Source organism: Alcaligenes nematophilus (assembly GCF_026344155.1).
GTDB lineage: Bacteria > Pseudomonadota > Gammaproteobacteria > Burkholderiales > Burkholderiaceae_B > Alcaligenes > Alcaligenes phenolicus.
The window spans coordinates 441,717-466,751 of the sequence record NZ_JAPKMZ010000004.1 but is presented as its reverse complement, the minus strand read 5'-3'; the positions used below and the strand labels follow the sequence as shown (position 1 = coordinate 466,751).

At 53.3% G+C, this 25,035-nt stretch carries 30 protein-coding genes and 1 tRNA gene; 24 read left to right on the top strand and 7 right to left on the bottom strand.

Features of this window, described 5'->3' with window-relative positions:
- Window position 1 precedes the first annotated feature (1 nt).
- The 4 genes from OSH04_RS13460 to loiP form a co-directional block, all read right to left on the bottom strand.
- The gene (locus OSH04_RS13460; RefSeq protein ID WP_009459463.1) at window positions 2-520 is read right to left on the bottom strand and encodes a DedA family protein; all 519 of its coding nucleotides are present in this window, start codon (window positions 518-520) and stop codon (window positions 2-4) included.
- A gap of 37 nt (window positions 521-557) precedes the next feature.
- Window positions 558-1,028 carry a GNAT family N-acetyltransferase gene (locus tag OSH04_RS13455; RefSeq protein WP_035268297.1) on the bottom strand — a complete coding sequence of 157 codons (471 nt, stop codon included), beginning with the start codon at window positions 1,026-1,028 and terminating at the stop codon, window positions 558-560.
- Window positions 1,025-1,426 (bottom strand): YchJ family protein, encoded by a 402-nt coding sequence (locus OSH04_RS13450; protein ID WP_009459461.1) that lies wholly within the window; start codon window positions 1,424-1,426, stop codon window positions 1,025-1,027. The genes OSH04_RS13455 and OSH04_RS13450 overlap by 4 nt, the downstream gene beginning before the upstream one ends.
- Before the next feature lie 335 nt (window positions 1,427-1,761).
- The gene (loiP, locus tag OSH04_RS13445) at window positions 1,762-2,520 is read right to left on the bottom strand and encodes a metalloprotease LoiP (RefSeq protein WP_009459460.1); all 759 of its coding nucleotides are present in this window, start codon (window positions 2,518-2,520) and stop codon (window positions 1,762-1,764) included.
- Window positions 2,521-2,798: 278 nt separating this feature from the next.
- Here loiP and OSH04_RS13440 point away from each other — a divergent pair, with 278 nt between their 5' ends.
- Window positions 2,799-3,284, top strand: a complete 486-nt coding sequence (locus OSH04_RS13440; RefSeq protein ID WP_266108666.1) for a DUF4440 domain-containing protein — start codon at window positions 2,799-2,801, stop codon at window positions 3,282-3,284.
- Window positions 3,285-3,429: 145 nt separating this feature from the next.
- Here the strand turns inward: OSH04_RS13440 and OSH04_RS13435 are convergent.
- Window positions 3,430-3,508, bottom strand: a tRNA-Ile gene (locus OSH04_RS13435).
- Window positions 3,509-4,294: 786 nt separating this feature from the next.
- Here OSH04_RS13435 and OSH04_RS13430 point away from each other — a divergent pair.
- Window positions 4,295-4,561, top strand: coding sequence for a hypothetical protein (locus OSH04_RS13430; RefSeq protein ID WP_083053805.1), 267 nt, complete (start codon window positions 4,295-4,297; stop codon window positions 4,559-4,561).
- 36 nt (window positions 4,562-4,597) lie between these two features.
- On the opposite strand, the gene OSH04_RS13425 is transcribed toward OSH04_RS13430, so the two are convergent.
- Both OSH04_RS13425 and OSH04_RS13420 read right to left on the bottom strand, forming a co-directional pair.
- Window positions 4,598-5,287, bottom strand: a complete 690-nt coding sequence (locus OSH04_RS13425) for a LexA family protein (RefSeq protein ID WP_088453217.1) — start codon at window positions 5,285-5,287, stop codon at window positions 4,598-4,600.
- Window positions 5,241-5,720 (bottom strand): hypothetical protein, encoded by a 480-nt coding sequence (locus tag OSH04_RS13420; RefSeq protein ID WP_266108665.1) that lies wholly within the window; start codon window positions 5,718-5,720, stop codon window positions 5,241-5,243. The genes OSH04_RS13425 and OSH04_RS13420 overlap by 47 nt, the downstream gene beginning before the upstream one ends.
- 103 nt (window positions 5,721-5,823) lie before the next feature.
- Here OSH04_RS13420 and OSH04_RS13415 point away from each other — a divergent pair, with 103 nt between their 5' ends.
- The 22 genes from OSH04_RS13415 to OSH04_RS13310 all read left to right on the top strand — a co-directional run bounded on the left by OSH04_RS13415 (window position 5,824) and on the right by OSH04_RS13310 (window position 24,924).
- Window positions 5,824-6,621, top strand: coding sequence for a hypothetical protein (locus OSH04_RS13415; protein ID WP_266108664.1), 798 nt, complete (start codon window positions 5,824-5,826; stop codon window positions 6,619-6,621).
- Entirely contained in the window at window positions 6,605-7,312 is a 708-nt protein-coding gene (locus OSH04_RS13410; protein ID WP_060186043.1) for a replication protein P, read from the top strand. Before OSH04_RS13415 ends, OSH04_RS13410 begins: the two co-directional genes overlap by 17 nt.
- A 7-nt stretch (window positions 7,313-7,319) precedes the next feature.
- Window positions 7,320-7,643: a KH domain-containing protein gene (locus OSH04_RS13405; protein ID WP_060186042.1), complete on the top strand. Its 324-nt coding sequence runs from the start codon at window positions 7,320-7,322 to the stop codon at window positions 7,641-7,643.
- 13 nt (window positions 7,644-7,656) lie between these two features.
- Entirely contained in the window at window positions 7,657-8,037 is a 381-nt protein-coding gene (locus OSH04_RS13400; protein ID WP_203144899.1) for a hypothetical protein, read from the top strand.
- Window positions 8,034-8,282, top strand: coding sequence for a hypothetical protein (locus tag OSH04_RS13395; protein WP_009459904.1), 249 nt, complete (start codon window positions 8,034-8,036; stop codon window positions 8,280-8,282). Before OSH04_RS13400 ends, OSH04_RS13395 begins: the two co-directional genes overlap by 4 nt.
- A 174-nt stretch (window positions 8,283-8,456) precedes the next feature.
- On the top strand, window positions 8,457-8,876 hold the full coding sequence (locus OSH04_RS13390; protein WP_266108663.1) for a phage tail terminator-like protein: 420 nt from the start codon (window positions 8,457-8,459) through the stop codon (window positions 8,874-8,876).
- A 69-nt stretch (window positions 8,877-8,945) separates the two neighbouring features.
- A complete protein-coding gene (locus OSH04_RS13385) occupies window positions 8,946-9,869 on the top strand; it encodes a phage tail tube protein (protein WP_021446765.1) in 924 nt (307 codons plus the stop codon).
- A gap of 11 nt (window positions 9,870-9,880) precedes the next feature.
- On the top strand, window positions 9,881-10,354 hold the full coding sequence (locus tag OSH04_RS13380) for a hypothetical protein (protein ID WP_035268275.1): 474 nt from the start codon (window positions 9,881-9,883) through the stop codon (window positions 10,352-10,354).
- Window positions 10,355-10,422: 68 nt separating this feature from the next.
- Window positions 10,423-10,605: a hypothetical protein gene (locus OSH04_RS13375; RefSeq protein ID WP_152602578.1), complete on the top strand. Its 183-nt coding sequence runs from the start codon at window positions 10,423-10,425 to the stop codon at window positions 10,603-10,605.
- Window positions 10,606-10,810: 205 nt separating this feature from the next.
- On the top strand, window positions 10,811-12,631 hold the full coding sequence (locus OSH04_RS13370; RefSeq protein WP_160289034.1) for a phage tail tape measure C-terminal domain-containing protein: 1,821 nt from the start codon (window positions 10,811-10,813) through the stop codon (window positions 12,629-12,631).
- Window positions 12,628-12,969 (top strand): phage tail protein, encoded by a 342-nt coding sequence (locus OSH04_RS13365; protein WP_052159187.1) that lies wholly within the window; start codon window positions 12,628-12,630, stop codon window positions 12,967-12,969. The genes OSH04_RS13370 and OSH04_RS13365 overlap by 4 nt, the downstream gene beginning before the upstream one ends.
- Window positions 12,966-13,709 carry a phage minor tail protein L gene (locus OSH04_RS13360; RefSeq protein WP_266108662.1) on the top strand — a complete coding sequence of 248 codons (744 nt, stop codon included), beginning with the start codon at window positions 12,966-12,968 and terminating at the stop codon, window positions 13,707-13,709. Before OSH04_RS13365 ends, OSH04_RS13360 begins: the two co-directional genes overlap by 4 nt.
- A gap of 175 nt (window positions 13,710-13,884) precedes the next feature.
- On the top strand, window positions 13,885-14,667 hold the full coding sequence (locus tag OSH04_RS13355; RefSeq protein WP_266108661.1) for a C40 family peptidase: 783 nt from the start codon (window positions 13,885-13,887) through the stop codon (window positions 14,665-14,667).
- Window positions 14,668-14,681: 14 nt separating this feature from the next.
- Window positions 14,682-15,269 carry a tail assembly protein gene (locus tag OSH04_RS13350; RefSeq protein WP_250757014.1) on the top strand — a complete coding sequence of 196 codons (588 nt, stop codon included), beginning with the start codon at window positions 14,682-14,684 and terminating at the stop codon, window positions 15,267-15,269.
- Complete coding sequence (gene gpJ / locus OSH04_RS13345) at window positions 15,269-20,563, top strand: TipJ family phage tail tip protein (RefSeq protein ID WP_266108660.1); 5,295 nt, start codon at window positions 15,269-15,271, stop codon at window positions 20,561-20,563. Before OSH04_RS13350 ends, gpJ begins: the two co-directional genes overlap by 1 nt.
- On the top strand, window positions 20,542-20,925 hold the full coding sequence (locus OSH04_RS13340) for a hypothetical protein (protein ID WP_266108659.1): 384 nt from the start codon (window positions 20,542-20,544) through the stop codon (window positions 20,923-20,925). Before gpJ ends, OSH04_RS13340 begins: the two co-directional genes overlap by 22 nt.
- Window positions 20,915-21,103, top strand: coding sequence for a hypothetical protein (locus tag OSH04_RS13335; protein ID WP_266108657.1), 189 nt, complete (start codon window positions 20,915-20,917; stop codon window positions 21,101-21,103). Before OSH04_RS13340 ends, OSH04_RS13335 begins: the two co-directional genes overlap by 11 nt.
- Window positions 21,104-21,215: 112 nt before the next feature.
- Window positions 21,216-21,422, top strand: a complete 207-nt coding sequence (locus tag OSH04_RS13330) for a hypothetical protein (RefSeq protein WP_266108656.1) — start codon at window positions 21,216-21,218, stop codon at window positions 21,420-21,422.
- The gene (locus tag OSH04_RS13325) at window positions 21,409-22,434 is read left to right on the top strand and encodes a phage tail fiber protein (protein WP_266108655.1); all 1,026 of its coding nucleotides are present in this window, start codon (window positions 21,409-21,411) and stop codon (window positions 22,432-22,434) included. The genes OSH04_RS13330 and OSH04_RS13325 overlap by 14 nt, the downstream gene beginning before the upstream one ends.
- A gap of 114 nt (window positions 22,435-22,548) precedes the next feature.
- Window positions 22,549-24,072, top strand: a complete 1,524-nt coding sequence (locus OSH04_RS13320; RefSeq protein WP_266108654.1) for a hypothetical protein — start codon at window positions 22,549-22,551, stop codon at window positions 24,070-24,072.
- Complete coding sequence (locus tag OSH04_RS13315) at window positions 24,069-24,515, top strand: hypothetical protein (RefSeq protein WP_266108653.1); 447 nt, start codon at window positions 24,069-24,071, stop codon at window positions 24,513-24,515. The genes OSH04_RS13320 and OSH04_RS13315 overlap by 4 nt, the downstream gene beginning before the upstream one ends.
- Window positions 24,499-24,924 (top strand): DUF4376 domain-containing protein, encoded by a 426-nt coding sequence (locus tag OSH04_RS13310; RefSeq protein WP_266108652.1) that lies wholly within the window; start codon window positions 24,499-24,501, stop codon window positions 24,922-24,924. Before OSH04_RS13315 ends, OSH04_RS13310 begins: the two co-directional genes overlap by 17 nt.
- Window positions 24,925-25,035: the final 111 nt, after the last annotated feature.

The following is a 25,035-nucleotide window of genomic DNA, read 5'->3' as shown; positions in this document are numbered from 1 at the left end:
ATCAGGGTTGGAAACTGAACCAGCCAGGTAGCAGCAAGACACTGGCCCACAAGGCGGCCGAGGCCCAGGATGAGATATGAAAACTCAGAGGCGACATGGCACAGGTGCCCGCAATCAAGGGGACAGTTGAGCGCAAGGGACCAACAAAGCGGCAGGCCACAATACTAAACCATCCCCAGCGTGCAAAAAAAGCCTGCGCTTTTGCATACAGATGCAAGCGCTTGCGGGCCCACTCGAAGTGAAACAGATTGCCGCCGTAACGCTGGCCCAGAAAAAACGAGATGGCATTGCCCAGGCCGGCGCCCAGTGTCACGGACAGCCAGATCGGCAGCAAGCTCATTTCCCCGGCGCCGACCAGGGCACCGACGGATAAAAGGATGGCTGTACCCGGTATGATCAGGGCCAGAAAGGGCAGGGACTCGACCAGGCACAAAGCGAATACAGCGGGGGCCACCCATTGGGGGTTGGCGCTGATCAGGGCTGTGGCCTGTTCTGCAAAATTGCTTAGGGTGCTCAGCATATCAACCAGAAGGAAGGGACAGCATCATTGCAGTCTTTTAGTTCAGGGCAAGGCTCAGAATCAGGCGGTCCTTGTGCTGCAAGCCGTCCTCAAACAGGGCCTCGTCGTAATGGTGCAGGAAATAATCGGGCTCTACCGCCACCACTCGAAAGCCGGCGCGCTGATAGAAAAACAGGGGGTAGCCAATGGTGCCGGTGGCCACATATAAGGTTTGACCACCTTGTTCGCGTACATAGCTAATCAGGGCAGACAGCAGCTTGGCACCCAACCCATGACCCTGGTGCGAGGGCTGAACGGCGATGTTCATCAGCTCCCAATCCTGGGCGTTCCTGCGCTGCAAAATAGCAGCCGCCACGATGTGTTCCTGATCTTTAATGCACCAGGCGTGCGGTGTGTCTTTGTAGCTTTCAATCAGACTTGTGCTGGGATCAGCTTCCAGAAGCAAAGCCATGGGCAGGCTGGAGCCATGGACCTGTTCCGCTTGCCCAAAATCGTTGCTTTGGCTCATGAGAAATCTCCGTCCACGTAAAACCATTGGCCTTGTTCAAGGACAAAACGGCTGACTTCATGCAGACGGTTCGCCCGGCCATTCAGACGGTTGCGAGCGACAAATTCCACAATCGCTTCCGTGTCGGAAACACGTTCATGACGTCGCACATCCAGGCCCAGCCATTGCAAACCTTCCGGATTGGGTTCCAGCGAATGAGGGCGGGTGGAGCTATGCCAGGTGGCCAGCAGATAGTCCAGATCGTCGCGCACAAAAGCGCTGTACCGCGAGCGCATCAGGGTAGCCGCATCGGGGGCTTGCAAGTACTGCGGGCCTTGGTGCCAAGGGCCGCAACAAACTTCGTAGGTTTTGGGATTGCCGCAGGGACAGGAATTTTTTGAAGAGGAAGACTTTTTCAAGAGCGTAACTGCCAAGACCAAAGAATGGCACAAGCATACCTGAAAGCAGGTATTGGTTTATGGCGCTGCCGCGACGAAAAGTAAGGATTTACAGACCAGGCTTTGCTGTAGCTGGACTGCTTGTCAGGCAGGGGCGTTCGAGGGAGTACGGGTGTTGATAATGTCTGATTGGTTCATCGTACGGGTAAAAAGTTCCTGGCCGAGCATACAGCGTTTGGTAGCGGCGGCCCGATGCTGTGCTGCATCCTGACTTGTGATCCCTGGAATCCCCATAAAAAAACCCGCCCGCAAAAGCGGACGGGTTAGCGGCATGCGATTCGCTGCGTCGGAGGGGCTTATTTAGCCGCGTCGATGCGCTGTTGCATACGCTGGGCGCGTTCTTTGGAACCGGGGTGCGAGCTCATCACGCTGCTTTCGCCGCCGTCCAGAGCTGCCAGTTTTTCAAAGGCAGAAACCAGACCCTGGGTCTTGAGCTTGCGCTCGGTCAGCAGGTCAAAGGAGTAGTCGTCAGCGTCGGATTCTTGCGATTGCGAGAACTGAGCGTTCAGGAAGGCTTCGGACAGCTCGCCCAATTGGCTGGAGTTCAACTGAGCAACCACACCGTTACCGGTGGCGGCAGCAGCGTCACGAGCAGCGGACAGGCCGTAGGCGGTTTGCATGGCTTTCTTGCTGTGGCCCAGTTCAACGTGGCCCATTTCGTGACCGATCACGCCGCGCAGTTCGTCGTCGTTCATCTTGTCCATCAGACCGGCATACACACGGATACAACCGTTAGCCATGGCCCAGGCGTTCACTTCCTGAGTCTGGTAAACCTTGAAGTTCGGTGTTTGACCGTTCAACTGTTTCGCCAATGGCTTGACGACACGTTGCAGGCGCTTGTTGTACTTGCTGTTGGGGCTGGCCACTTTGTTTTCAGCATCCATCTGCTTGCAGGACTGATCCGACAGAGCAATCACTTCCTGATCGGACAAATTGAACGCCTGGACAGCCTTGCTGCCGGCACCGACCATGCCACCCACATCCATTGTCTGACAGCCTGCAGTCAGGCCAGCGACGGCCAGCATAGCGGCCAATGCACCCATACGAAAAGTCATGAACTTCCCCTTCTACTTATATAAAGAGAAGCGATTTTAATGACTAGGCAGCGAAGGGTTCCTGTATAAAACAAACTTTAACAATTGTTGTTGGTGCACTTACACATAGATAAAAGGCCTGGGCGGGCACGATCAAGACTAAGTAAGGAGGTTCAGCCCCACAATGTCCCACTCATTCCCGAACGTTTGTAGTACGTCGCCTCGACCAGCGTTAAACGCTAATGATTAGGCACCGATGCTACTATCCGCCTCATAAAAACGAGAGGGAGGTAAGGGAAATGAGCAAGAAAATCATGGTGTTGTTGGGAACGCTGGTGCTGGCGGGTTGCGCGGCACAGACCCAGGGAGAACGCAGCCTGAGTGCCCAATCTTCACCAAGCTGTGCACCGATAGACGAGGCTGGTGTTGCCGTTTTGTTTGAGCGTTGGAACCAGTCGCTACAAACCGGCAAACCCGAGGTCGTCGTTAACAACTATGCAGAGCGCTCGATTCTGCTACCCACGCTGTCTGGGGTAAACCGCATCACCAAGGCAGAGAAAGAAGATTATTTCGACCACTTTCTGGCTGGCAAGCCGCAGGGCAGGGTAACGCAACGACAGATCACCCTAGGCTGCAATATGGCAGTGGACTCGGGGCTGTATACCTTTCATATGGGCAGCAGCGGCAAGGACGTAGGCGCGCGTTACACCTATACCTATCAATGGAACGGGGGGGATTGGCTGATTGTCAGCCACCATTCTTCGCTCTTGCCGGCGGATAAATAAGCGCTTTTCAGGCCTGGGTAACTTGCTCAAACAGCAAGAAGCCCGGGCTTCAGGTTTGTTGCTGGGTGCAAGCCAAACGGCAGGGAACAAGCGAGTTCGGCATTGCTATTATTAGTACGGGCCGATGCTTGAAAGAGGAATGAAATGGTGCCCCCCCCGTGAGTCGAACACGGCACCAACGGATTATGAGTCCGCTGCTCTAACCAAGCATGAGCTAGAGGGGCAACAAGTCCGCAATTATTACATAAAGTCTGTGTTTGTGCCTAGCGTAGCCACGGCTAGAGCAAGAGATTCAAGCATCTGGAGGCCCAACTGTATTTGCTCGCGATTGGTAGCACCTTGTTGTTTATCCTTGGAGCACAATGAGCGCGTCTAAAACCCAGAGAATAATGATGAAAACACTTATTTTGGCTTTGACCATGACAGCTATTCTTTCCGCCTGTGCCGTCCATACTCCCAGGGGTTCGGTGATTGTGGATCCGGATGGTTACGGTGGATATGGGCAGCGTCACTGTCCACCCGGCCAGGCTAAAAAGGGCAATTGCTAAGCAAGTACCGCAGGCTGCCCCCTTATTTGCGCTGATAGCGTTTGCTACCTGTGCTGGTTTCGCAATAGCGCCCTCCACGAGGGCCGGTGCAATAGGTTCCACTGGAGCAGGGGCAAACGCTGCTGGATTGCAGCGCCTGTGGCCTGGACTGCGAACGTTGTCCTGCAGTGCCGGTGTACGCAGGACACGACCGCTTGCTGCCGCTGGCTGAACCATCACGGCATACAAAGATTTCCCCCTCGCAGTGGGAAATGCCACCTTTTTTGCCTGAGCAGGGAGTGTTTCTTGCCTGCGTGCTCAGAGGTAGCAATGCCATGATCAGGCATAGGAACAGCCATTTCATTCTTGTCTCACATGCCAGGGACGAGCTTGAGTCCCCAATGGTCTTGTTATAAAAGGGGCATTGAAAAATAATAGTTTTTTGATGCTCTGTTATAGCAGAGGTTTTATTTGGATATTGTCATGCGAATCTTGATGCTTGCCCCCGCTTTATTGTTAGCCGCTTGCCAAACTACGGTGCCCACAGAGAAAGTCGGCAGTGAGGCCTGGCTGGAAAAGGTGGATCGTCAATTGGCTGTCTCCGATGGACAAGGGCATGGCCCTGACTATGGCTCGCAGGAGTGGTGCAACGTGGTGCATATCCGTTTGTATGGTCAGCGCTCAGCACAGCCCGTCCCTTGTGATCAGGCCTGGATGGAGAAGGTCGATCAGGAAATGAAAAAGCGTTAAGCCGCATCATGCAAGGCAGCCTGCGCTGCCAGCTTTTTACGAACGCCGATAGTATTTCCGGTGCTCCACCATGGTGCCGATGATTTCAATAGCATGCTGGTCGCTGCGAATGGAAGGATAGTCTTCGTTCAGCGGCACCAGCTCAAAGATTTCTTGCCCACCTTCATCTATGCACAAGAGCCGGTACTTCTTGAAGGTGGCTTCTTCTTCGCTGTTTTTGGCGACCACATAATCACCGGGGCGGGGCGTAAGCTCGCAATCCACAATAATCCGGTCGCCTTCCTTGAAGTCCGGCAACATGGAATCGCCCTTGATCTGCAAGGCAAAGGAACGCTCGGACAGACACAGGTCTGTCAGCAGATATTCCACTTCTTCAAATGTGAAGTTCTGACCGGGATCCCTAAACACACCTGCCTGTACATAGTTCAGCAGGGGGATACGCCGCTCGCCCATCATGGCGTCTTGCACGTTGGAGTCAAAACCGTGCTTGGCCCCAAAACCATAGCCTTGCTGATCCAGGCTATGCGCTTCCAGACCCACTTCTTTTTCTATGGCTCGCGCCACTCGTTCGCCAATGCTGCGCCCACCGTTGTAGGTGGATGACAGGTACTGGGCCAGTTGCGCCCGTGTGCGCCCAATAGAGCGCGCAAAGTCAGCCGCGTTGCCGTGAGCGCGGTCTTCAATCAGGCGTTGCAGGTTTCTGCGGCGAATCGAGTAAATATCCATACCCGACATTAAAACAAGAAAAAACTAAACATAGGTTTAGATATTTCTTTTCTTTACGTTTAGAACTATCTATACTCAATGCATGAATGCTAAACACATCATCGAAGAAATGGGCGGTCGCCGAGCCGTATTGCGTATCACGGGCTTGAGCAAAGGCCGCATATCTCAATGGGAGAAGGCTGGTGTCATACCGCGCGTCTGGCAACTGGTCTTCCATCACATGAACCCGGTGGTGCCCGCCCCAGCACCCAAAGAAAGCTCTAGAAATATCTAAGCATTTACGACGGGTTTGGCTTGCAAGCCATGCCTGACAGTTCGATTGCGTCATGGGGTGACGCAGTTCTTGTGCCCTTTGGGCATTGCCTATCAATCGGATGTTCGTGGCCTGTTTGGGCCAGGGGTCCTGCTGCGCGTCATATTTTTGCAAATACATCAGAGGCGTGCGGTTTTTCAGGCGGGGGTGCCATGAAAACACGTATTCACAACCATCGACACGAGTTTGCTTGTCGATGGCTCACACAGTCAGGAGCGTGCCTATGAGCAATATGCCGTGGTTTCGCGCCTATACCGAGATGGTGGACGACGAGAAGTTGCGTCTGCTGGCTTTCGAGGACAGATGGCATTACGTGGCCTTGCTCTGCCTTAAAGGGCAGGGCGTGCTAGACAGCGAAGACACGCTGATGCTGCGCAAGGTGGCCGTCAAGCTGGGCCTGGACCTGCGTACCTTGGACGATGTGGTGCGCCGCTTAAGCGAAGTGGGCCTGATCGACCAGGAAACTTTGCAGCCTCTGGCGTGGGACAAACGCCAGATGAAATCCGACAGCAGCGCGGAGCGGGTGGCGCGGTTTCGGGCCAGAAAAAAACAGGAACAAGACGGTAACGAAGGCAGTAACGCGTCCGTAACGTTACCGAAACGGCCGGGTAACGCGCTAGATAAAGAGACAGATAAAGAAGGAGATACAGATACGGAAAAAGATAAAGAAAAAACAAACGTGCGTCGCAAGGCTCCGGCGCTGGAGTTCTCTGCCTGGCCTGCTGAACCCCGTGCCGAAGTGATCGCAGATTATCTGCGCCATCGCCGCGAGATCAAAGCACCCTTGACGCAAACCGCCCTGAACCGCCTGGGCACCGAAGCCCACCGTGCTTTGGAAATGGGCTACAGCGTGGACGACTTTCTGGCCGAGTGCATGTTGCGTGGCTGGCGCGGGGGCAAGGCCAGCTGGCTGGAAGGACGCAACGAGCCCCGTGCAGGTCAGGCGTCGGGCTTTGATCCCCTGGCTTATGTGAACCGTCATCGGCAACGCGAGGAGATAGACGATGTCATCGATATCTGATTTTTCCAACCCCTGGCTGCTGCGTCATACCAAGCTGGAAGGCATCAGCCTGATGGACCATTTGTACAACCGGCTCAATGGCATTTATCCGAACAAGTTCCGCTCCAACTTTCGGGACAAGCAAGCCATTGAAGACTGGAAACAGGCCTGGGCCGAAGCTTTTGACGAGGAAGGTGTCTCGCCCAATGACGTGGCACTAGGCATCAAGAATTGCCGTCGCATGTTTGATTGGCCCCCCAGCTTGCCGGAGTTCTTGCGTGCGTGCCGCCCTCAACTGGAGCCAGAAACCGCCTTTTTCCAGGCCGTGCGTGGCATGCAGGCACGAGTGCGAGGAGAAATGGGCGAGTGGTCACACCCGGCTATCTATCACGCAGCAATCAGCATTGGACAGTTTGACATGCTGAATCAGGCCTACACGCAGCTGGAACAACGCTGGCACAAAGTGCTGGGAGATCACCTGGCCAAAGGACAGTGGGCAGAAATCCCGCCGCCTCGATTGGCCCTGACCTCCCCGCAAGACTGGGAGCAAGGGCGCCGGGAAGGGCAACGACGCGTGCGCGACCTGGCTCAGGTGATTTCGGGCGACACCGACAAGGACCCGCGAGTCTGGGCGAATCGGATCTTGGCCCGCCCGGAAGCGTGTTCCCTGGCTGTGCTGAAGATGGCCAAAGCAGCCTTGGGCAAGGAGTGAACCAGCCATGGATCTGACAAGACGGCGTCATCAAGAGGTGCATCAGGCGATCACCGGAGCACCTGCCCATCGCTACAGAGAACTGCTGGCTTTGCAGCGGAGCGGCCAGATCAGGCATTTGGTACAGCAGCCATCCTGGAGTCTGGTGCCACGGCTTTTCAGCCACCTGATACCTGCCGGCAGGATTTGCTATATCGCGGATTTTGCCTACACGGACAACAGCAGCGGCGATCGCATTGTGCAGCTAAGCGGCGATCCAGAAAGCCTGTTCCAAAGCATCAAACGAATTTTGCTGACCCGGATGCACGGCATCACCGTTCATCGGGCTTGAAGGAGGAACCCACATGACAATCAAAGCAGAAAAAAAGCAGGGTCTGAGCGGCGACGATTTGCTCTGGAACTGGGCCCGTTGGTGCTGGTCCGGGCAGACCGTGGGCAATATGGAACGCTACGTTCCCTGGCAAGAGGATTTCAGGCCCATACATCAAGACCACGCTTTGGCGGTTGACGCCCTCTACCAGCGCCTGCCGCATTACCAAGCCATGGTCATCCAGGCCGAGTACCCGCGCAAGAACGCTCAGTACGGTCATTTGACCGCCAGCGAACGTCAGACCACAGCCCGTTTGTGGATCAAAAAGGTGACTGGCGCGGTCCTTCGGGATGAAGACTACCGCCGCCATTTGATGGATTTCAGAATCACAGTCGAGAAGGAGATTTTGCGGTGAAGTATGCAGCCGAAGTCATAGACCTGTTAGCGGCCTATCCGGGACGAGAGTTCCGCATGATCCAGATTGTGCGGCACGTCAGCAAAGGCATGGAGCTGTCCACGGCCCAACGCAACGCCATGCGCGAAGGGGTCAAGCGTGTGCTGGTGCAGTTGCAGGATTCAGGCCAGGTGGACAAGATCAAAGAGGGTGAAACCTCTGCTTTTTACGCCTGGCGTTGCAGTCTGCAACATGGTCCGCTATGAATCTGCAAGGCTAATTGCAATAATGGGCGTGCAAAGTTGCGTCCAATGCAAACGAAACAACCCCGAGCAAGAAATTGCTGCGGGGTTTTTTTATGCCTGGTCACAGCAACCCACGCACAGTCGTCGATTGGCCGTCAAGCAGATGGCCAGGACCGTTCAGGAGAACTACACAAGATGAACTTTGAACAGATCAGTAAAGCCATTATTGATCACATGGTGGCATTGACCGGGATTGCTCAGGAGCGCATCGAGTATCCCAATGCGCACGCGGCCTTTACTCCGCCGGATACGGGCGTCTGGTGCCGTTTGCTGATCAAGAATACCGACTCGGAAATCTCGGGCATGGGTGCGAGACCCTACACCCGCAAATCGGGCGAGATTCTGATTGAGTGTTTTGATCGTTTGGGTCAGGGCCGTCAGGAGCTGGATCGCCTGAGCGATGCCGTAGATGAACACTTTTCCTTCTGGTCTGAAGGAGAGTTGGAATGCCTGGGCCTGAGCCAGGTCGACGTGGCAGCGGATGACCCGCAAAAACGGCCACAACGCGAAGAGTTTTACCAGATCAACCTGACCGTCCCGTTCAGGGCTGGTTGATTTTTTACCTGTTTTTTTGTGCCGACCTCGCGTCGGTTTTTTTTTGCCTGCATACAGGAGAGATGCATTATGAGTTCTGGCGCTAAAGTTACTAGCTACCTGGTTAAAGAAACCGTTCCCGGTGTAACCCCCGGTTCGGGCTGGCAGACGCTGCGCGTCACCGGCAACACACTGACTCCTACCCTGAACAAAGAGGAGTCCGAAGAAATCACCGATTCGCGTATTGGTCAGGGTTCGATCGTGACCAGTATTGATATTGGTGGCGACATCACGGGCGAACTGTCCTACGGCACCTTTGACGAGCTGTTGGCAGCCGCCTTCTACGGTGAGTGGAAAGAGAACAAGCTGAGCGTGGGCGAGACCCGCAGCACCTTCAGCTTGGCCAAAGCCTATCGTGACGTAGATGTTTACGCGCTGTTCAAGGGTGCACATGTCAGCACCTTTGCCCTGGAAGTGCCTGAAGAAGGCAAAGCCACCGTGACCTTCACCATGTCTTGCCTGGATTACGAAGACAAGGAAACTCCCTTTGCCACCGATCCGGCCGAGCCCAGCCAAACACCTTTCATGTCCTCGATCAGCGTGGGCGATGTGAAGGCCAATGGCGTGTCCCTGGCTGGTCAGGCTTGCGTATCGGGCCTGACCCTGAACATTGACAACCAGCTGCAGACTCAACGCTGCTTTGGTGCCGAGCGCTTGGGCCCCGGCGCCCTGATTGAGACCGCAGCAGCCATCACCGGCACAGTGACCCTGGCTTGGTCCCAGAAGGCTTGGGAGCTGTGGAAGAACCAGTTCAAACGCACCCCGATCGCCATTTCCTTCCCGATCACCGACTCCCTTGGCAACAAGTACGAGATCGATCTGCCCGCCATTGAAGTCGATGGTGACCTGCCTAACGGTGCCAAGGGCGATATCCTGAAAGTGGAGCTGAACTTCACCGTGGCCAAGCAAACCCCTGTGCTGACGCGTAGTCCTGTTGCTGCGCCTGCACCTTAAGGAGTGATGGCATGGCTTTGAAGATTAATCGCCTGGGATCGGTGCTGAGTCAGGAGCGGTGGGAGGAGTACACCGATGATGTGTCCTTCAAACTGACCCGACTGGATACCGAGGCTTATCAAATCGCTCTGGAGCGAGTGCGACGTTTGATTGCCCGTGAAGATGCGGGCCAATCCCTGAGTTCCATTCTGGTGTCCGATAGCGACGTCCGTGAGCATGACATCCAATGTCAATTGCTGGGTCGTTACATTATTCGGGATTGGAAGGGCCAGATTCAGGACGAGACTGGTCGTCAGGTTCCGTATTCGCCAGAGAATGCGGCGGCATTGCTGTCTGGCGATAGCGATCTCTTTACCTGGGTTCTGCTGCACGCGGCTCAACTGGCCAAAGAGGCTCAAGAGGAGGTCAAGGAAACGGTGGAAAAGTCCTCGCCCGGTTCCAGTGGGAAAAAGAGTGGGCCGGGCCAAGCCAAAAGCGCAAGCTGATCTATGCGAAGCTGGGGGCGGCCGTACCGCCCGAGGTTCCCTCGGATCCGATTACTGACCACGTCATCATGATTTATCACGCAGCCAGCCGTTGTCGATCTGTCGTAACGGGGATGGGTGGCGTCTTTCCCTTGCCATTGAGTACCGCTGATATTTCGGCCGTGGTCGGTGCTTACGGGACGCCCTTGTCTCGTGCCGAGCTGGATGCCGCGGTATTGGCGATTGATGGCGTGGAGCGTCAGAAGTCCTAGGTTTGGCTTACTATCCGGGCAGTCGAGCGGCCTGTGCAAGCCTGCTCGACTGCCCGATGTTCTGTTCAGGCGATGAGGAGAACGAAAACGAGTGATTTTTCACATAGCTAGTGTTGATGGCCCCGCCTGGGTTGGCGGGGCTTTTTTGTAGGCGAGAGATGCAGCGCAGACAAGCCTATTTTCTATAGTCATGGACCCCAAAATTATGAAACAGCAGATCGCGGATCTGGAAAAGGCAATGAAGGCGCTTGATAAAGCGGGCCTTCGTCTTTCAGTGACGACTGTCAAAGCTGGCAACGCACTTGCTGATGCAGGGAATCAGTTTGCCCTGGTTGGGAAAAAGGCCAAAGCCAGTGCGCAAGCCATCGATCAGTTTATTCAGGCTTTGGATAAAGCCTTGCCCAAACGTCCTGTGGCGTCTCAGCCCCCCATTGTGGTGGTGAATACGGTTGCCCCCCCTGCAGCAGCCCCCAGTCGACCAGTGAATGCACCGTCTACGGCGCCTTCTCCCGCTCCAGCCAGCGCAGCGCCCAAGAAGGCTCCAGCTTCCTCTGGTAATTCCAGAAAGAGTGAAGAGGACAAGGGATGGAATGCAGGTCGTCAAGCGGCGATTGCCAAATACATCGAGGCAGCCTCTGATATGGCTACTCCGATGGAAAGCATTGTGACCAATGCCTTTACCAATCTGGAAAAAAGTCTGTTCGACTTCGTCAAGACAGGCAAATTCAACTGGAATACCTTGTTGGTTGGCGTAGCGGATGAGGCGCTGCGCATGTTGATCAAGGCCGGCATTGGAGCCGTGCTGGAGGCGATCAGCGGGCCGAAGAAAAAAGAAGATGACGCTGCCGCCAAGGCCACCAAAGCAGTTCAGGATAAAGCCGAGCAGATACCTGCTGCGGCGGCGCAGGACTGTGTGCCTTGTTGTTGCACCGGTGGAAGCCCTCTTGCTCCCATGCCGGATCCAGGGACGAATTTGTATGGTTTGCGTGTACCCGGCCTGACCCGGTTTGCGAATCCGAATGAAGACATAAATGCCCCCATGTTCGGCACCCGCTTGCCGGGCTATGGTAGCTATCCAGCCATGCCAGGAACTCCGACTCCCGGGTTTGGTACGTACTCCAATATGTTTGGTTCGCGCCTGCCCGGGTTTGGTGCAGACCCTTTTTCTTTGGATGGGCATGTGCCGGGCTTGGGTGGGATGAGCGGACCTGGTCCTGCATACGGCGGAAGTGGATCATTCTTTGGACCACAACCGGGGGCTTCGCTTGGGGGGGCTGGTTCTTCGGAGAGTTCGGGTACCTCTTTCTTTACCGAAGAGCTGCGCAAGTTTGCAGCGACTGCAATTGATGTGTCCGCGCTGACGCAGCAGGTGTTTGAGACAGCTTTTGAGAATATCGAACAAACCCTGTTCAATTTTGTGAAAACAGGTGAGCTGGATCTACGTGGCCTGTTTGTTGGGATCAGTGACGAGGTCTTGAAGATGCTGATCAAGATCGGTGTGCGTATGGCGGTCAATGCAATGCTGGGTGAAACCATAGGTGCAACAACTACCACGACCAGTGCCGCTCAAGCCGCCACTATTGCAGCGGCTTGGAGTGGGCCAGCGACCTTGGTGTCTTTGGCTACCCAAGGTGCCAATGCTGTCCCGGCATCTTTAGGAATAGCAAATACTTTTGCTTTGACGAATCTTATGGGTGTTGCTCATAAAGGTATCGATCGTGTGCCGTATGAGGGAACCTGGTTGCTGGATAAAGGTGAGCGTGTGTTGAGTGCCCGTCAGAACTCGGATCTGACGGATTACCTGCAGGACGCCGGTAGTGACCCAGGGCAGGCCGGAGCTCAAGGATTCCAGATCAATGTGGCAGTCAATATGTCGCAAAGCGATGGCCAGACGCAGGTGGATGGCGACGATATGCAGGGCCGGCAGTTGGGGACGCTGATTGCTGCCCAAGTGCAGCAGACTTTGTCGCGTGAAATGCGACAAGGCGGCTTGTTATGGAATCAACGCAATGGATATTCACGATGATGGAAACATTTACTTGGCTGCCTGAGCAAAAGGCAATTTCTGAAGAGGTTCAGTACCGTGTGCTCTCCGCTCGTTTTGGTGACGGGTATGAGCAAAGCGCAGGTGCTGGTCTGAACCCGCGACGGTCTGGCTGGTCTTTGATGTTTGTCGGTACCGAAGAAAAGATGGGGCCTATTCAGGAGTTCCTGGACCGCCATGGCGAGGGGCGCTCTTTTCTCTGGACTCCACCAGGCTGGAGTGAGGCTATGGTGGTGCAGTGTCGCGGTTATACCAAAACCCATAGAGGTGGCCCTGTTTGGCAGTTGTCACTCGGTTTTGAACAAGGATTTCGACCATGAGCATAACGGCAGATATTCAAAAACTGGAGCCAGGCGCCATTGTTGAAGTGTTTGAACTGGACGCGGAGGAAATCGGTGCCGGTACCTTGCGTTTTCACGGCTACCCGCAAGAGACTCCGATTTGGTGGCAGGGAGAGCGCTACGAGCCCTGGGCTATTCAAGCCAGCGGTTTTCAGCGTACGGGAGAGGGTCGTCAGCCAACGCCTAGTATTCAGGTAGGCAATATTGGTGTGGATGAGAGTGGCAAGAAAATCCCGGGTGTGATTTCTGCCATGTGTCGCGTGTATGGTGATTTGGTTGGTGCACGGTTTATCCGTCACCGTACCTTGGCCAAGTATCTGGATGCAGCCAACTTCCCTGAAGGTAACCCGACCGCAGACCCGACCCAGGCATTTCCGCTGGAGGTCTGGTTGATTGAACAGCGTGTCGCCAGCAATGCTCAGCTTGTAGAGTTTGAGCTGTCCAGTCCCCTGGACTTTCAGGGGCAGCAATTGCCAGGTCGCCAGATCATGACGTATTGCTCCTGGACGCGTGTGGGCGGCTACCGTGGCCCGTATTGTGGCTATACCGGCTCGGCCATGTTCGATAAGAACGATCAACCCGTACAGGATCCGGCCCTGGATCGTTGCCCCGGTTTTGTACGCAGTTGCCAGTTGCGCTGGGCCAGTGTCCAGAATTGTCGGCCAGAGGAAGCCGAGATCTCTTTTGGTGGTGAACCGGCTGCTGACCGAGTGCGATAAGGATGAGCTCGGGCCGTCGTACTTGTCTTCTGGTAAGCGGTAGTTGGCTACTGGAGGGTGGGCACTGCGGGCCAAGCTTCAACCGATAGGCGAGCCAGGTTGTGGTGTTCGGGGTTTCTTGATTTTAGTAAAGCGTTGGACGACCGCCATGGGCGGTTTTTTTTATGGGTGTCGTATGAATAAAAAAACCATAGAAGCGATTAATGCACATGCCTTGGCCGAGTATCCACGCGAAGCAGTGGGCTTTGTGGTGGCCAAGGGGCGCAAGGAAATGTATGTGCCGGGAGTGAATGTGGCCGCTGAGCCTGAAGACTACTTTGCCACCCGTCCGCAAGACTGGGTACAGGCCCAGGAGCAGGGTGAGTTGATTGCCTTTGTACATTCGCATCCGAACATGCCCGCAGTGCCCAGTCAGGCTGATCGGGTGGCATGCGAGGCAATGGCCGAACACGTCAAACCTCTGGAGTGGCTGATTGTATCGGTGATGCCTGGCGATGATGGTCCCCGGATTGAGGGCATGGAGTCTTTTTGCCCCGAGGGTTATCAGGCTCCCTTGATCGGCCGTCAGTTCTATCACGGTGTGCTCGATTGCTACACCTTGATACAGGACTTTTATCGCCGGGAAAGGGCAATCGCTTTACCAGACTTTGAGCGTGAGGATGGTTGGTGGGAGGGAGGGGACGAGTTGTACTTGGATAACTTTGCAAAAGCGGGCTTTGTTGAGGTCGAAGACGGTCCTAAAACAGGCGATGTGATCTTGATGCAGTTACGTAGTGAGCGGGTCAACCATGCGGGAATTTATCTCGGGGCAGAGCCTTTGGCAGAAGCTTCTTATCTGCATCCGGTACCCGATGCCATGTTGCACCATGCCTACGGCTACTTGTCAGAGCGTGTGCCTTACGGCGGTTATTGGGAGCAGATTACTCGCAAGATTATTCGACATAAGGAGTTGTTGTGATGATGACAGCATCAATGGATCAAGAACTGCGAACCATACGGCTGTATGGCAAGCTTGGCAGCCGTTTTGGACGGGTGCATCGTTTGGCCGTCAATTCCCTGGCCGAGGCCGTAAGGGCTTTGTGTGTGCTGTTGCCAGGATTTGAGCAGGAGTTGATGACTTCGTGTGAGCGAGGGATCTCGTACGCCTGCTTTCTTTCCAAGATGAACATCAATGAAGAAGCGCTTCACGCCCCGGTAGGCCAGGATGAAATACGGATTGCCCCTGTCATGCAAGGCGCCAAGCGAGGGGGATTGTTTCAAACTATTTTAGGTGTAGGGCTTTTTGTAGCAGGGTTTCTGATGCCACCAAGCTGGGCAGTTTTGGGCAAGGGCTTGATGATTGCTGGTGCAGGGCTGGCCCTGGGAGGAGTGTTTCAAATGATTTCTCCTATGCAGCAGGGCCTGGGTACAGAAGACCGTCCAGAAAATAAGCCTTCCTACAATTTTAATGGACCAGTCAATACAACGGCTCAAGGTAATCCTATTCCGCTCGGTTATGGACGAAAGTTTGTTGGTAGCGCTGTCGTGTCTGCCGGGATTTACTCAGAGGATCAGATGTGATGCGACTTCTTGATTACAACATTACGGCGCCTGAGGGCGCCGTTTCTGTTTCGGGTGGCTACAGCGTTAAAGGCCACAAGGGTGGTAAAGGAGGGGGGGGCTCCACTCGAACACCAGTTGAAGATGCAGATAACCTGCATAGTATTGCTTACGCCTCTATTGTCGACTTGATCAGTGCGGGTCCAATTCATGGCTTTGCGCATGAAAATAGCCCGCTACGTTCTGTATACCTGGATAACACGCCGATTCAAAATGAGGATGGCAGCTTGAATTTCCAGGATGTTCAAATGGAGTTTCGAGCTGGGACCCAAGACCAAAGCTATATACCTGGTTTTCCAGCCGCTGAGTCTACTACGGCTGTGAATGTGGAGTTGCGTTCTGATCAGCCGTTTACACGCGCCATCCAGAATATTCATATTTCTGGATTACGAGTGGGCTTATCGGTACGTGGTCTCAAACAGCAATCCAAGAAAACAGGTGATATCACAGGGTATCGAGTTGAATATGTGATTGAGCTGTCTACAGACAATTCGGCTTTTGTTGAAGTGTTGCGCGCTTCCTTTGATGGCAAGACCACTCAACAGTATTCGCGCAGCCATCGTATTGATTTACCCCGTGCGACGACAGGCTGGTCAGTCCGTGTGCGTAGACTGACCGCTAATGCCAGTAACTCGACCATTAGTGACACGACGTATGTGGACTCGATTACCGAGGTGACTGATGCCAAGCTTCGTCGCCCCATGTCAGCGTGCATAGGTCTACGAGTTAATGCCAAGCAGTTTCAAAGTATCCCCTCTCGCGCGTTTGATCTGTATCTGCGTGTTGTCCGTGTTCCTAGCAACTACGATGCCTGGACTCATACCTATAGTGGTAGTTGGGATGGCACGTTCAAAATGTCCTGGACGGACAATCCTGCCTGGGTTTTTTATGACCTGGCGACTAATGCATGCGACGGTTTAGGGCGCTTGTCGCCAGCCTCCTGGTTGGATAAATGGGCCTTGTATCAGATTGCCCAGTATTGTGATGAGCAAGTTCCCGATGGTAAAGGAGGTACTGAACCACGTTTCTCTTGCAACGTGTATTTGCAGGATAAGGCTGAGGCTTGGAGAGTGTTGCAGGATCTGGCCTCTGTCTTTCGAGGCATTGCCTATTATGCTCAGGGCACTGTGTTGGCTGTGGCGGACATGCCGCGCGATTCCGTATACACCTATTCCAATGCCAATGTTGTGGATGGCATATTTAATTATGCAGGGTCCAGTCTCGCAACCCGTTATACCGTTGCCCTTGTGTCCTGGAATGATGAAACGGACATGGGCAGAGCCAAGGTTGAAGTGCTTGAAGACCCTGACGGCATTGCGCGTTACGGTGTTCGACAACTGGAGCTGACTGCTTTTGGGTGTACGTCCCAGGGGCAGGCACAGCGCATGGGGCGAAGTGCCTTGTTTACCTCCCGGATGGAAACTGAAACGGTTACTTTCGGCGTTGGTTTGTCAGGGACACTCGCACAGCCTGGGCAAATTATTGAGATTGCGGATGCTCATTTGGCTGGGCGTCGTATTGGTGGTTTGGTACGGTCCGCCGGAAAATCGGAAGTCGTGCTGGATGCCACAGTGAAGGTTGCTGCTGGGGATCGTCTGACCGTTGTGTTGCCAGATGGTGTGTCGCAGTCACGGCCCATTGTGATTTCCTCGCAAGAGGCTACTGAAACCCAAACTGTACAAGTTGACCCGCCCTTTAGTGTGGAGCCAGAACCAGAAGCGGCATGGGCTATTAGTGCAGCCGATCTGTCGACCCAGAAGTATCGGGTTATCAGTGTTGCTGAAGACGGCGATCTTAAGTACACCATCCATGCTGTCCAGTATGTGGATGGCAAACATGCCGCGATCGACTATGAAACCCGCGTGGAAACTCCACCGGTTAGCGTTGTTCCCCCGCCTGTTCAGAGCATTCCGGGTAATGTTTCAATCACCTCTTATCATGTCATTGATCAGGGGCAAGCCCGACATAATGCGGTGATTTCCTGGGATGCCGTTCCCAATGCTGTTACTTATGAGGTGCAGTGGCGTCGGGATAATTCCGAGTGGGTTGTAGTTCCGCGTACGGGCTCCACCAGTGTCGAAGTTCCTAACATCTATGCAGGTGCGTATCGTGCACGTGTACGCGCGATTAACGTCCTGGATGTGTCCAGCCTGTGGGGCAACTCAGATCTGACGGAGTTGTCTGGCAAGTTGTCTGCACCTTTGCCTGTGACCGATCTGAGGACCAGCTCCATTCCTTGGGGTATACAAGTCAAATGGAGTTTTCCAGCGGATCCGAACATCATTGAGCGCACCGAGATCAGGTATAGCTCGACTCAAAGCTTTGCAGATTCGCTGAGTGCCGGTGGTTTTGCGTATCCGACCGACTCATTTGAGCAAACAGGTTTGGCGGTGACGGCTCAGCATTTCTTCTGGGCGCGTCTGATCGATAAAAACGGTACTCAAGGACCGTGGTTCCCGGCAGAGTCAAAACCTGGTATTCGGGGTGTGCCTTCTACATCGGCCAGTGACTATAACGAGCTGATCACCCCGTCCATTGTTGAGGGCGGCCTGGGCGAGCTGCTGATGGGTAACATCCGCGACATCCCCAAAATCCGCGATTCCGTGGGAGATCTGACTCTTGAGCTTGGTGAGCTGAATCAACGGGTTGATGAGGTCAATGGCCAAGTACAAGAGCTGCTTCTTGCTGATAAATGGGATTCGAAAAAAGCCTATGCAGCAGGTTCTGTCGTCTTTGCCAATGACAAGATGTACCGCGCTAAAAAGGCTGTACCGGCAGGCAAGAAGATAACGGATGAGGCGTATTGGGTGTTGATCGGAGACTTCGCCTCGATCACTGATGGTCTTGCTGCTTTGGCGCTCCAGTCGCAGGAGACGATCAGTCGGGTCGAGAATGCAGAGGGCCGGATCCAGGCTAATGCTCAGCAGATCAATACGGTCGCAGGCCAGGTGAATGATCCGGCAACGGGCCTTGGTGCCTTGGCTTCCTCCGTGCAATCCATGCGCACTCAGGTTGAGCAACTGGAGGGTGGCCTGCGCTCCTTGTCTGACTCCACCACGGCGCTGTCCAGCAAGGTAGATGGTCTGGATGCCGCGCAGCGTGGCTTGGCAACGGCCGTTAATTCCTTGGGTACCCGTGTGACGGCGACCGAGGGCAAGCTTGATGCACAAGCAAGCAGTATCACGCAGTTGACGGCCAGCGTGAACAGCGCCGATGCCAAAGCCGTTGCGGCGCAAGATGCGGCAGCGGCTGCCGCCTCTGCCGTTGGGGCAAAAGGGGAGGTGATCTTTGCAACAGCAGCTCCTGCGGCTGCCAAGCGCCTGGCACAAAATCTGTGGATCGACACAAAAAACAATGCCAATACTCCCAAGCGCTGGAATGGCAGTGCCTGGGTGGCCGTAACGGATAAAGCGGCAACGGACGCGGCAGCCGCTGCGGTGGCCGCAAAAGCTGCAGCTGATGCGGCGCAGGCTACCGCGAATCAGAAAGCGGATGCCAGTGCGGTACAGGCCTTGAGCAATCGTGTAACGGCGACAGAGCAGGGGGTTAGTGCGCAGGCGCAAAGCATTACAAAGCTGGAGACTGGGCTTGAGTCGCTGACAGCCCCCGCCGGCAACTTGCTGCTGGCGTCGAACGTTGAGCAAGTTCGGGCCACACCTGTATATCTATTTGGACGTTACCACTTGACTGAGGACTTTGTTCCTGCCCAGGGCTATACCTTGGTGGTCTGCTATACACATAAGCCCGCGGAGGGTGATACGGAGTCGCGTATTGGTGTGTGGGCGGGTGGCAGTTCAAATCGGGTTGCTGATCTGGAGCGCAATGCTGACCAGTCTGTCCAGGTCGTCAAATTCACCAAGGCTGCTGCCAATGCCTTGCCGCGTGAATTGCGGTTTTACTATGCGCCGTCCCCGGGCAACCATGCTGGTCAGGCAACTATCCATTGGGCAGCTTTGTATCTAGGTGATGTTGTACCCGCTATGCAATGGCAGCCTAACCTGGCAGAGGTGGTAGAGGAAATTTCCGCCAACTCCTCGGCTATTCAAGGTTTGACCAGTACGGTCACACAACAAGGCAGCTCCATTTCTTCTCAAGGACGTGACCTGACGGCTTTGCAAAATACCGTCAATGACCCCAAGACGGGTTTGGCAGCTACAGCGGGGGCCTTGAACGAAACCAACTCTCGGGTAACTAGCGTAGAGGGCCAGCAAGATGCCTTGGCTAACAGTCAGCTGGTGCTGAATGCAGAAATCAAACGCCAACAGGCGGGTGAGGATGCTGACCTGGAACGAGTGCTGAATCAGTTTGATACTCAGAAAGAGCAAACCCAAATCCGGGCGTCTTTGGCTGAGTTCAAGAATGTCCAGGCTGACGAGAATCGTGCGTTGGCTGAGTCTATTACGACTTTGGAAACGGGTATTGGTAGTAATTCGGCGGCGGTTGAGCAGGTTGCCCGTTCTTTGACGGAACTGGATGGCAATATCGCTTCCAGTTGGGGGGTGAAGCTGCAGGCGAATCAGAGCGGGGTGAAGTATGTCTCCGGTGTGGGTCTGGATTTGACCAACGAGTCTGGCGTGATGCAGTCGACCTTTGCTGTTTTGGCTGATCGTTTTGCAGTGATGCATGCCGCTAATGGCAATCCAGCTACAGTTTTCTCGGTTCAGGGCGGAGCGAGCATTTTAAATTCCGCTTTGATTGGAAATGCGAGTATTACAGATGCCAAGATAGCTAATGGTGCTATCACAACGGCAAAGATCGCAAATGCATCCGTGGGAAGTGCGCAGATAGAAGATGGATCTATTACCAATGCAAAAATTGGTAATGCGCAAATTACTAATGCAAAAATTGGATCTGCGGCAGTAGATACATTAAAAATTTCTGGAAATTCGGTAACTACTGCTGTTTTCTTAAGCGGTGATTCTAGAGATGTCAGCATCTATACCGCTGTTCCGGCGCAGGTGTTAGTTCTGTATTTGGATACCAGAACGGGGCAGGTTGGCCAAACTCATCCACCTCAATTGGCTATAAGTCCACTGCCGGTGAAAATTAATTGGAATACTGTGCTGTGGTCAAGGTTGAATCAATCACTTATTGGCTACACCAATTCGTCGGGGTCGGGGGAGGGAAATCCACCCAGTTATCCTATCTACTCTCAAAGGGGGGAGGTGAATATGGCTATTTCATCTTTGCCCGCAGGTAATTCGACAATAAGTCATCCGGGAGGATTGTTAGCATGTTTGGTTTTGATGCGTTAGAAGGAAATAAATCTATTACTTTTTATGATGGAATTGGAAGAATAACGGGTTTTTTATCAGGCCCTCCTGGGGTAATAGAAGTTAATAAAAAAATAAGCGATGAGTCTTGGGTTGAGGGAGAATATTCAGATGAAATTTATTATGTAATCGACGGGGTTGCGAAATTCCGGAAGGAGATGGATTTTATTGTTAATGGGAAAATTCTAAAACAACTACCAATGCCATGTAAGGTTTTTATTAATCAGTCGGAATATCAAGTGGAAGATGGAGAGGTTGAGCTGGTTTTTGATCAGCCAGGGATCTATAAAGTGAAAATATCTGCTTGGCCATTTTTGGATAAGGAGATTGAGATTGAAAATTAAACATGTAGAGCCATATGCAAAATTGCGTAAAGATGGTTATATGAGTGTTTGTGATCAGTTAGATGCTTTGTATAAGTTAGCGAAAAAAATGGAGGAAAATGGTTTTATTATGCCAGTTGATGTTAGGGAGTGGATTGAGAGTTGTAGTGCTGTAAAGAATAAGTATAAGAAAAATTAATTTTATGTTGAATTAATAATAAACAATGGGGGTTTTATTTTTAATAATTTAAAGTGTGATTGTTTTCAGGTAAATGTCCGCCAAGAGCGGTTTTTTTGCGTGTTAAATAAATATGTATCACTCTATCGAACAGGTTTTTGAAAACGAGATGGGCAATCGACATACACCAGAGTTAATGGCAGGTATGGTTTGTAGCCCGATCGATATTTTGGCGGCTGGTGTAGAGCAGTCAGCTTCCACTGAGACAACAGAGATTGCCGTTCAAACTTTGAAAGAACAGCATCATGTCTTAAAGGAGGTCGGTAATGGGTTGGCATGACGTTGGAACAGTCAAAGTAACGCTGAATAGTGCGACTGTTACAGGAACCGGGACACAGTGGCTGTCAGGTGCTCGACAAGGTGAGGCATTCGTAGCCCCGGATGGTCGGCTATACGAGGTAGCGAATATTGCTTCTGATACTTCGTTGACCCTGGCCAAACCTTATTTAGGTGCCACAGGCACCGCTCAGAAATATGCACTTGCGCCGATGCAGGGGTATGTCAAAGAGCTGGCTGACCGAGCAGCAGGACTGTTGCCTGTCTTGGCTGATCTGGGCACGGCAGCCAAAGCAACTCTGACAGACTCCAACCAGGACGCGACAGCAGGGCGAGTCGCACGCATTGGTGACTGGGGGTTTGGTGTTGGCAGCTCAATCGCGGCTGATCCTAATATTCTTAACAACACAGTCAACGGTTTTTATCGATCGGGCTCTGGCAGTACGGAGGCCCCTGACAACAATACCGGTGCTGGCTACATTAAATTTGGCTGGAGTGGAGCCTACTATAGCTTGCTATATGCCTCTCCAATAAGCGACAAACTCTGGATGCGAAACGTCCAGAATCGGGTGGCCAAGCCATGGCAGGAACTCTTGACACATCGAAATACGATGGTCGACAGCAATGGCTTTATTAAAAAGGCGTCCCCTGTCATTCAGCTTGGAAGTACGGGCATTGAGAAGACCATGCATCCTGAAATTGCCGCAGCCAAGTTCGAGCGCCTTGGAGCTGGCCACTATCTCTTGCGCCAGGTACCGCTACTGAGTCGTGACGGCTGGTATATCGAAACCCCGAAAGATCGAAACGGCAATGTGTATTTCACCTTGGATTACGAAGAGTGCGAGCAGGACCAAACACTGACGATTCGTACCTATGAGCCTGATTACAGTACTGGACCAGCGATCAATGGCAAAGCCCTTGATATCCTTCCCGACCGTTTTGTAAGTTTGCGATTTGCCGAGGAGCCATCTCCGGCATTACAGGATTGTGATCCTGTCGAGTATCCAGCCGCTTGAATAGCGGCTTTTTTTATGGAGTACGAATAATGAACGCTCAGCATTCTGGTGCGCCGTTTTTAGTATGTGCCCAAGTAGCGGCTGAGGGGCATCACTGTCAGCAAGGAGTATGGAATGGCTTGGTATGACTTGGGGACTGTAAAAGTCACCGTAAATAGCAGCACTGTGACGGGCACCGGCACGAAGTGGCTGGCAGGTGCCCGGCAGGGCGAGGCCTTTGTTGCCCCTGACGGTCGACTGTATGAGGTGTTGAATATTGCGTCGGATACCTCCTTGACGCTGACTAAGCCTTATCGCGGTGCTACGGCTACAGGCCAGCCTTATGCTTTGGCCCCCCTGCAAGGCTATGTCAAGGAGCTGGCCGACCGTGCTGCCGAACTTGTGCCTGTACTTGCAGATATAGGTACAGCCGCCAAGGGGACTTTGACTACCTCCACGCAAGATCCCGCTCCAGGACGCGTCATGTGTAATGGCGACTGGGGTTTTGGTGGTAACGCTGGAGTGGTTGGGGATAAGACCATTTTGTCGAACCGTATTAACGGTATTTATCGATCTGGCTCTTCGGATGTGGGTAAGCCGGTTAATCAATCGGGCGATGCTTACATAAAGTTCGGTTGGTCTGGCGTTTACGGAACGTACCTTTATGGCTCACCAGCTGCTGATGGGCTTTGGTATAAGAACCTGAATAACGGGGTTGATCGGGGGTGGAAACAAATAGCCCATATCGGTGCTTTTGGGTTGGGAAGGTCAGGAGCTGATGCGAATTTGGATGTATTTCCAGCGGCAAACCTAAATGCGCTGGATATTGGGTCTGGTACGTACTACTACAACGAGGCAATCGGTAATGTGTCCTCCCTGCCGTTTGATAGTAGTGTGGCTGGATCGTCGGCTGGGACACTTTTCCACCGGCAAGCAGGCACAGCTGGGGGGCAGATTGTCGTAAGTTCCAGCAATCGTTTGGGGTGGCGAGGTCGCCGTGCAGGTTCTTACCATACATTCCGAGAAGCCATGTATGTTGGAGAATATGGATTCGGCGGCGCCCAGGCTTCCCCGACTTCCTGGGAGGCTCAGAGGACTGGATGGTATTACCGATCCGGGGCAAAGCCAGCATGGGGCGGCGGCGGGTTTTTTTTGGATTTGGCTTACAACACTACAGCATACAATTCTGGTCTTAGAATTTCGACTGACCCCTACACCGATAACTTCTATATGAACGGTGCAGTGTCTGGCCAAAAGACGTTTCGAGATGCGTGCAAGCTGGTTCACGATAAAAATATTGTTGGATCTATCGCGGCTGGCTCAGTCATCGAGACGGGCTTTAATGCAAATGGGAAGTGGGCAAAGTACGCGGACGGGACTCTGATTTGCTGGTCCCCTCCTATGACTTCGAACTGGATAGATGGCACTTCGGGAAGTCTGTGGGTGAGCGCTAGCAGTACTTGGACTTTCCCAATGGCTTTTATAAATCGTGATAATTACGTTTTATACATAGAAGCCACGACTAGTGTTCATCCTATTTGGGGAATGGTTGGGGAGAACAAAACAAATTCTTCATGCCAGTGGAAGCTGGCTAGCGGTTTTGAATGGAGAGTTGGTTTGCCCGCATACGGAATTGCAATTGGAAGGTGGAAAGCATGATTATTACTTTGAAGTTAAATCCGCAAGTTCCGTCCGGTGAGGTTTTACCCTTGGCTATCGAGCGGCAAGGGGAAACGCTATTGATTAATGGTGAAGCTCTGGACTTGTCCTTTATGTCTGTTGGTGACTCGCTGCCACCTGGTTCGATAGATCACCCTTTGCTTGCAAGCGCTACGATTGATTGTGACGAGTCCGGATTTTTGCTTGATGGTCTGTTGTTTCACATAGACGTTATGCAGAGAGATCCAGCGGCGTGTTTTCCGGATCCGGTTGTTATCAAGCACGACGGCCATGTTTTTTTGCCATTGCAGATCGCGCCGCCGACACTGCCTTTGCCAGAGCCAGAGCCAGAGCCAGAGCCAGAGCCAGAGCCAGGGCCAGGGCCTGACTTGTTATCCATCGAAACACCTGATAGTGAGCAAAAACATGAACATCAAGATTGATACCAGCAAGCTGCGTACAGCCGAGTTACAACTGCAAGAACATAAAGACTCCAAGGTTGCTGCACTGTCTGCAGCGTGTCGGTCTGCTATTACTTCAGGGTTTGAGTCCAACGCTTTAGGTGAGGCCCATCTGTACCCGAGCAGAGAGACGGACCAGTTGAATTTGGCTGGCGGTGTTGCAGACTCCCTATTGTCGGGAGGAGGGGATGGCTGGTCTACACCATTTTGGTGCGCGAACCAGGCCGGCGATTGGGCTATGCGTATGCATACGGCTGAGCAGATTCAGCAATTGGGTCGAGAGGCCAAAGCACGCATTGTGAGTCTGATGCAGCGTAATGCGCTGTTGGCTGAGCAGGTTCAGCAAGCAAATAGCAAAGCCGAAGTGGATCAGTTTGAGTGGTCTGCGTAGACCTACCATTACTTCTTGAAAATTGTTCCCCGGCCCGCTTGAGCGGGTTTTTTTATGTCTGCTGCACCCATAAAAGGGATGCAGCAGACAGGGCAAATTTAAATAAGGAGA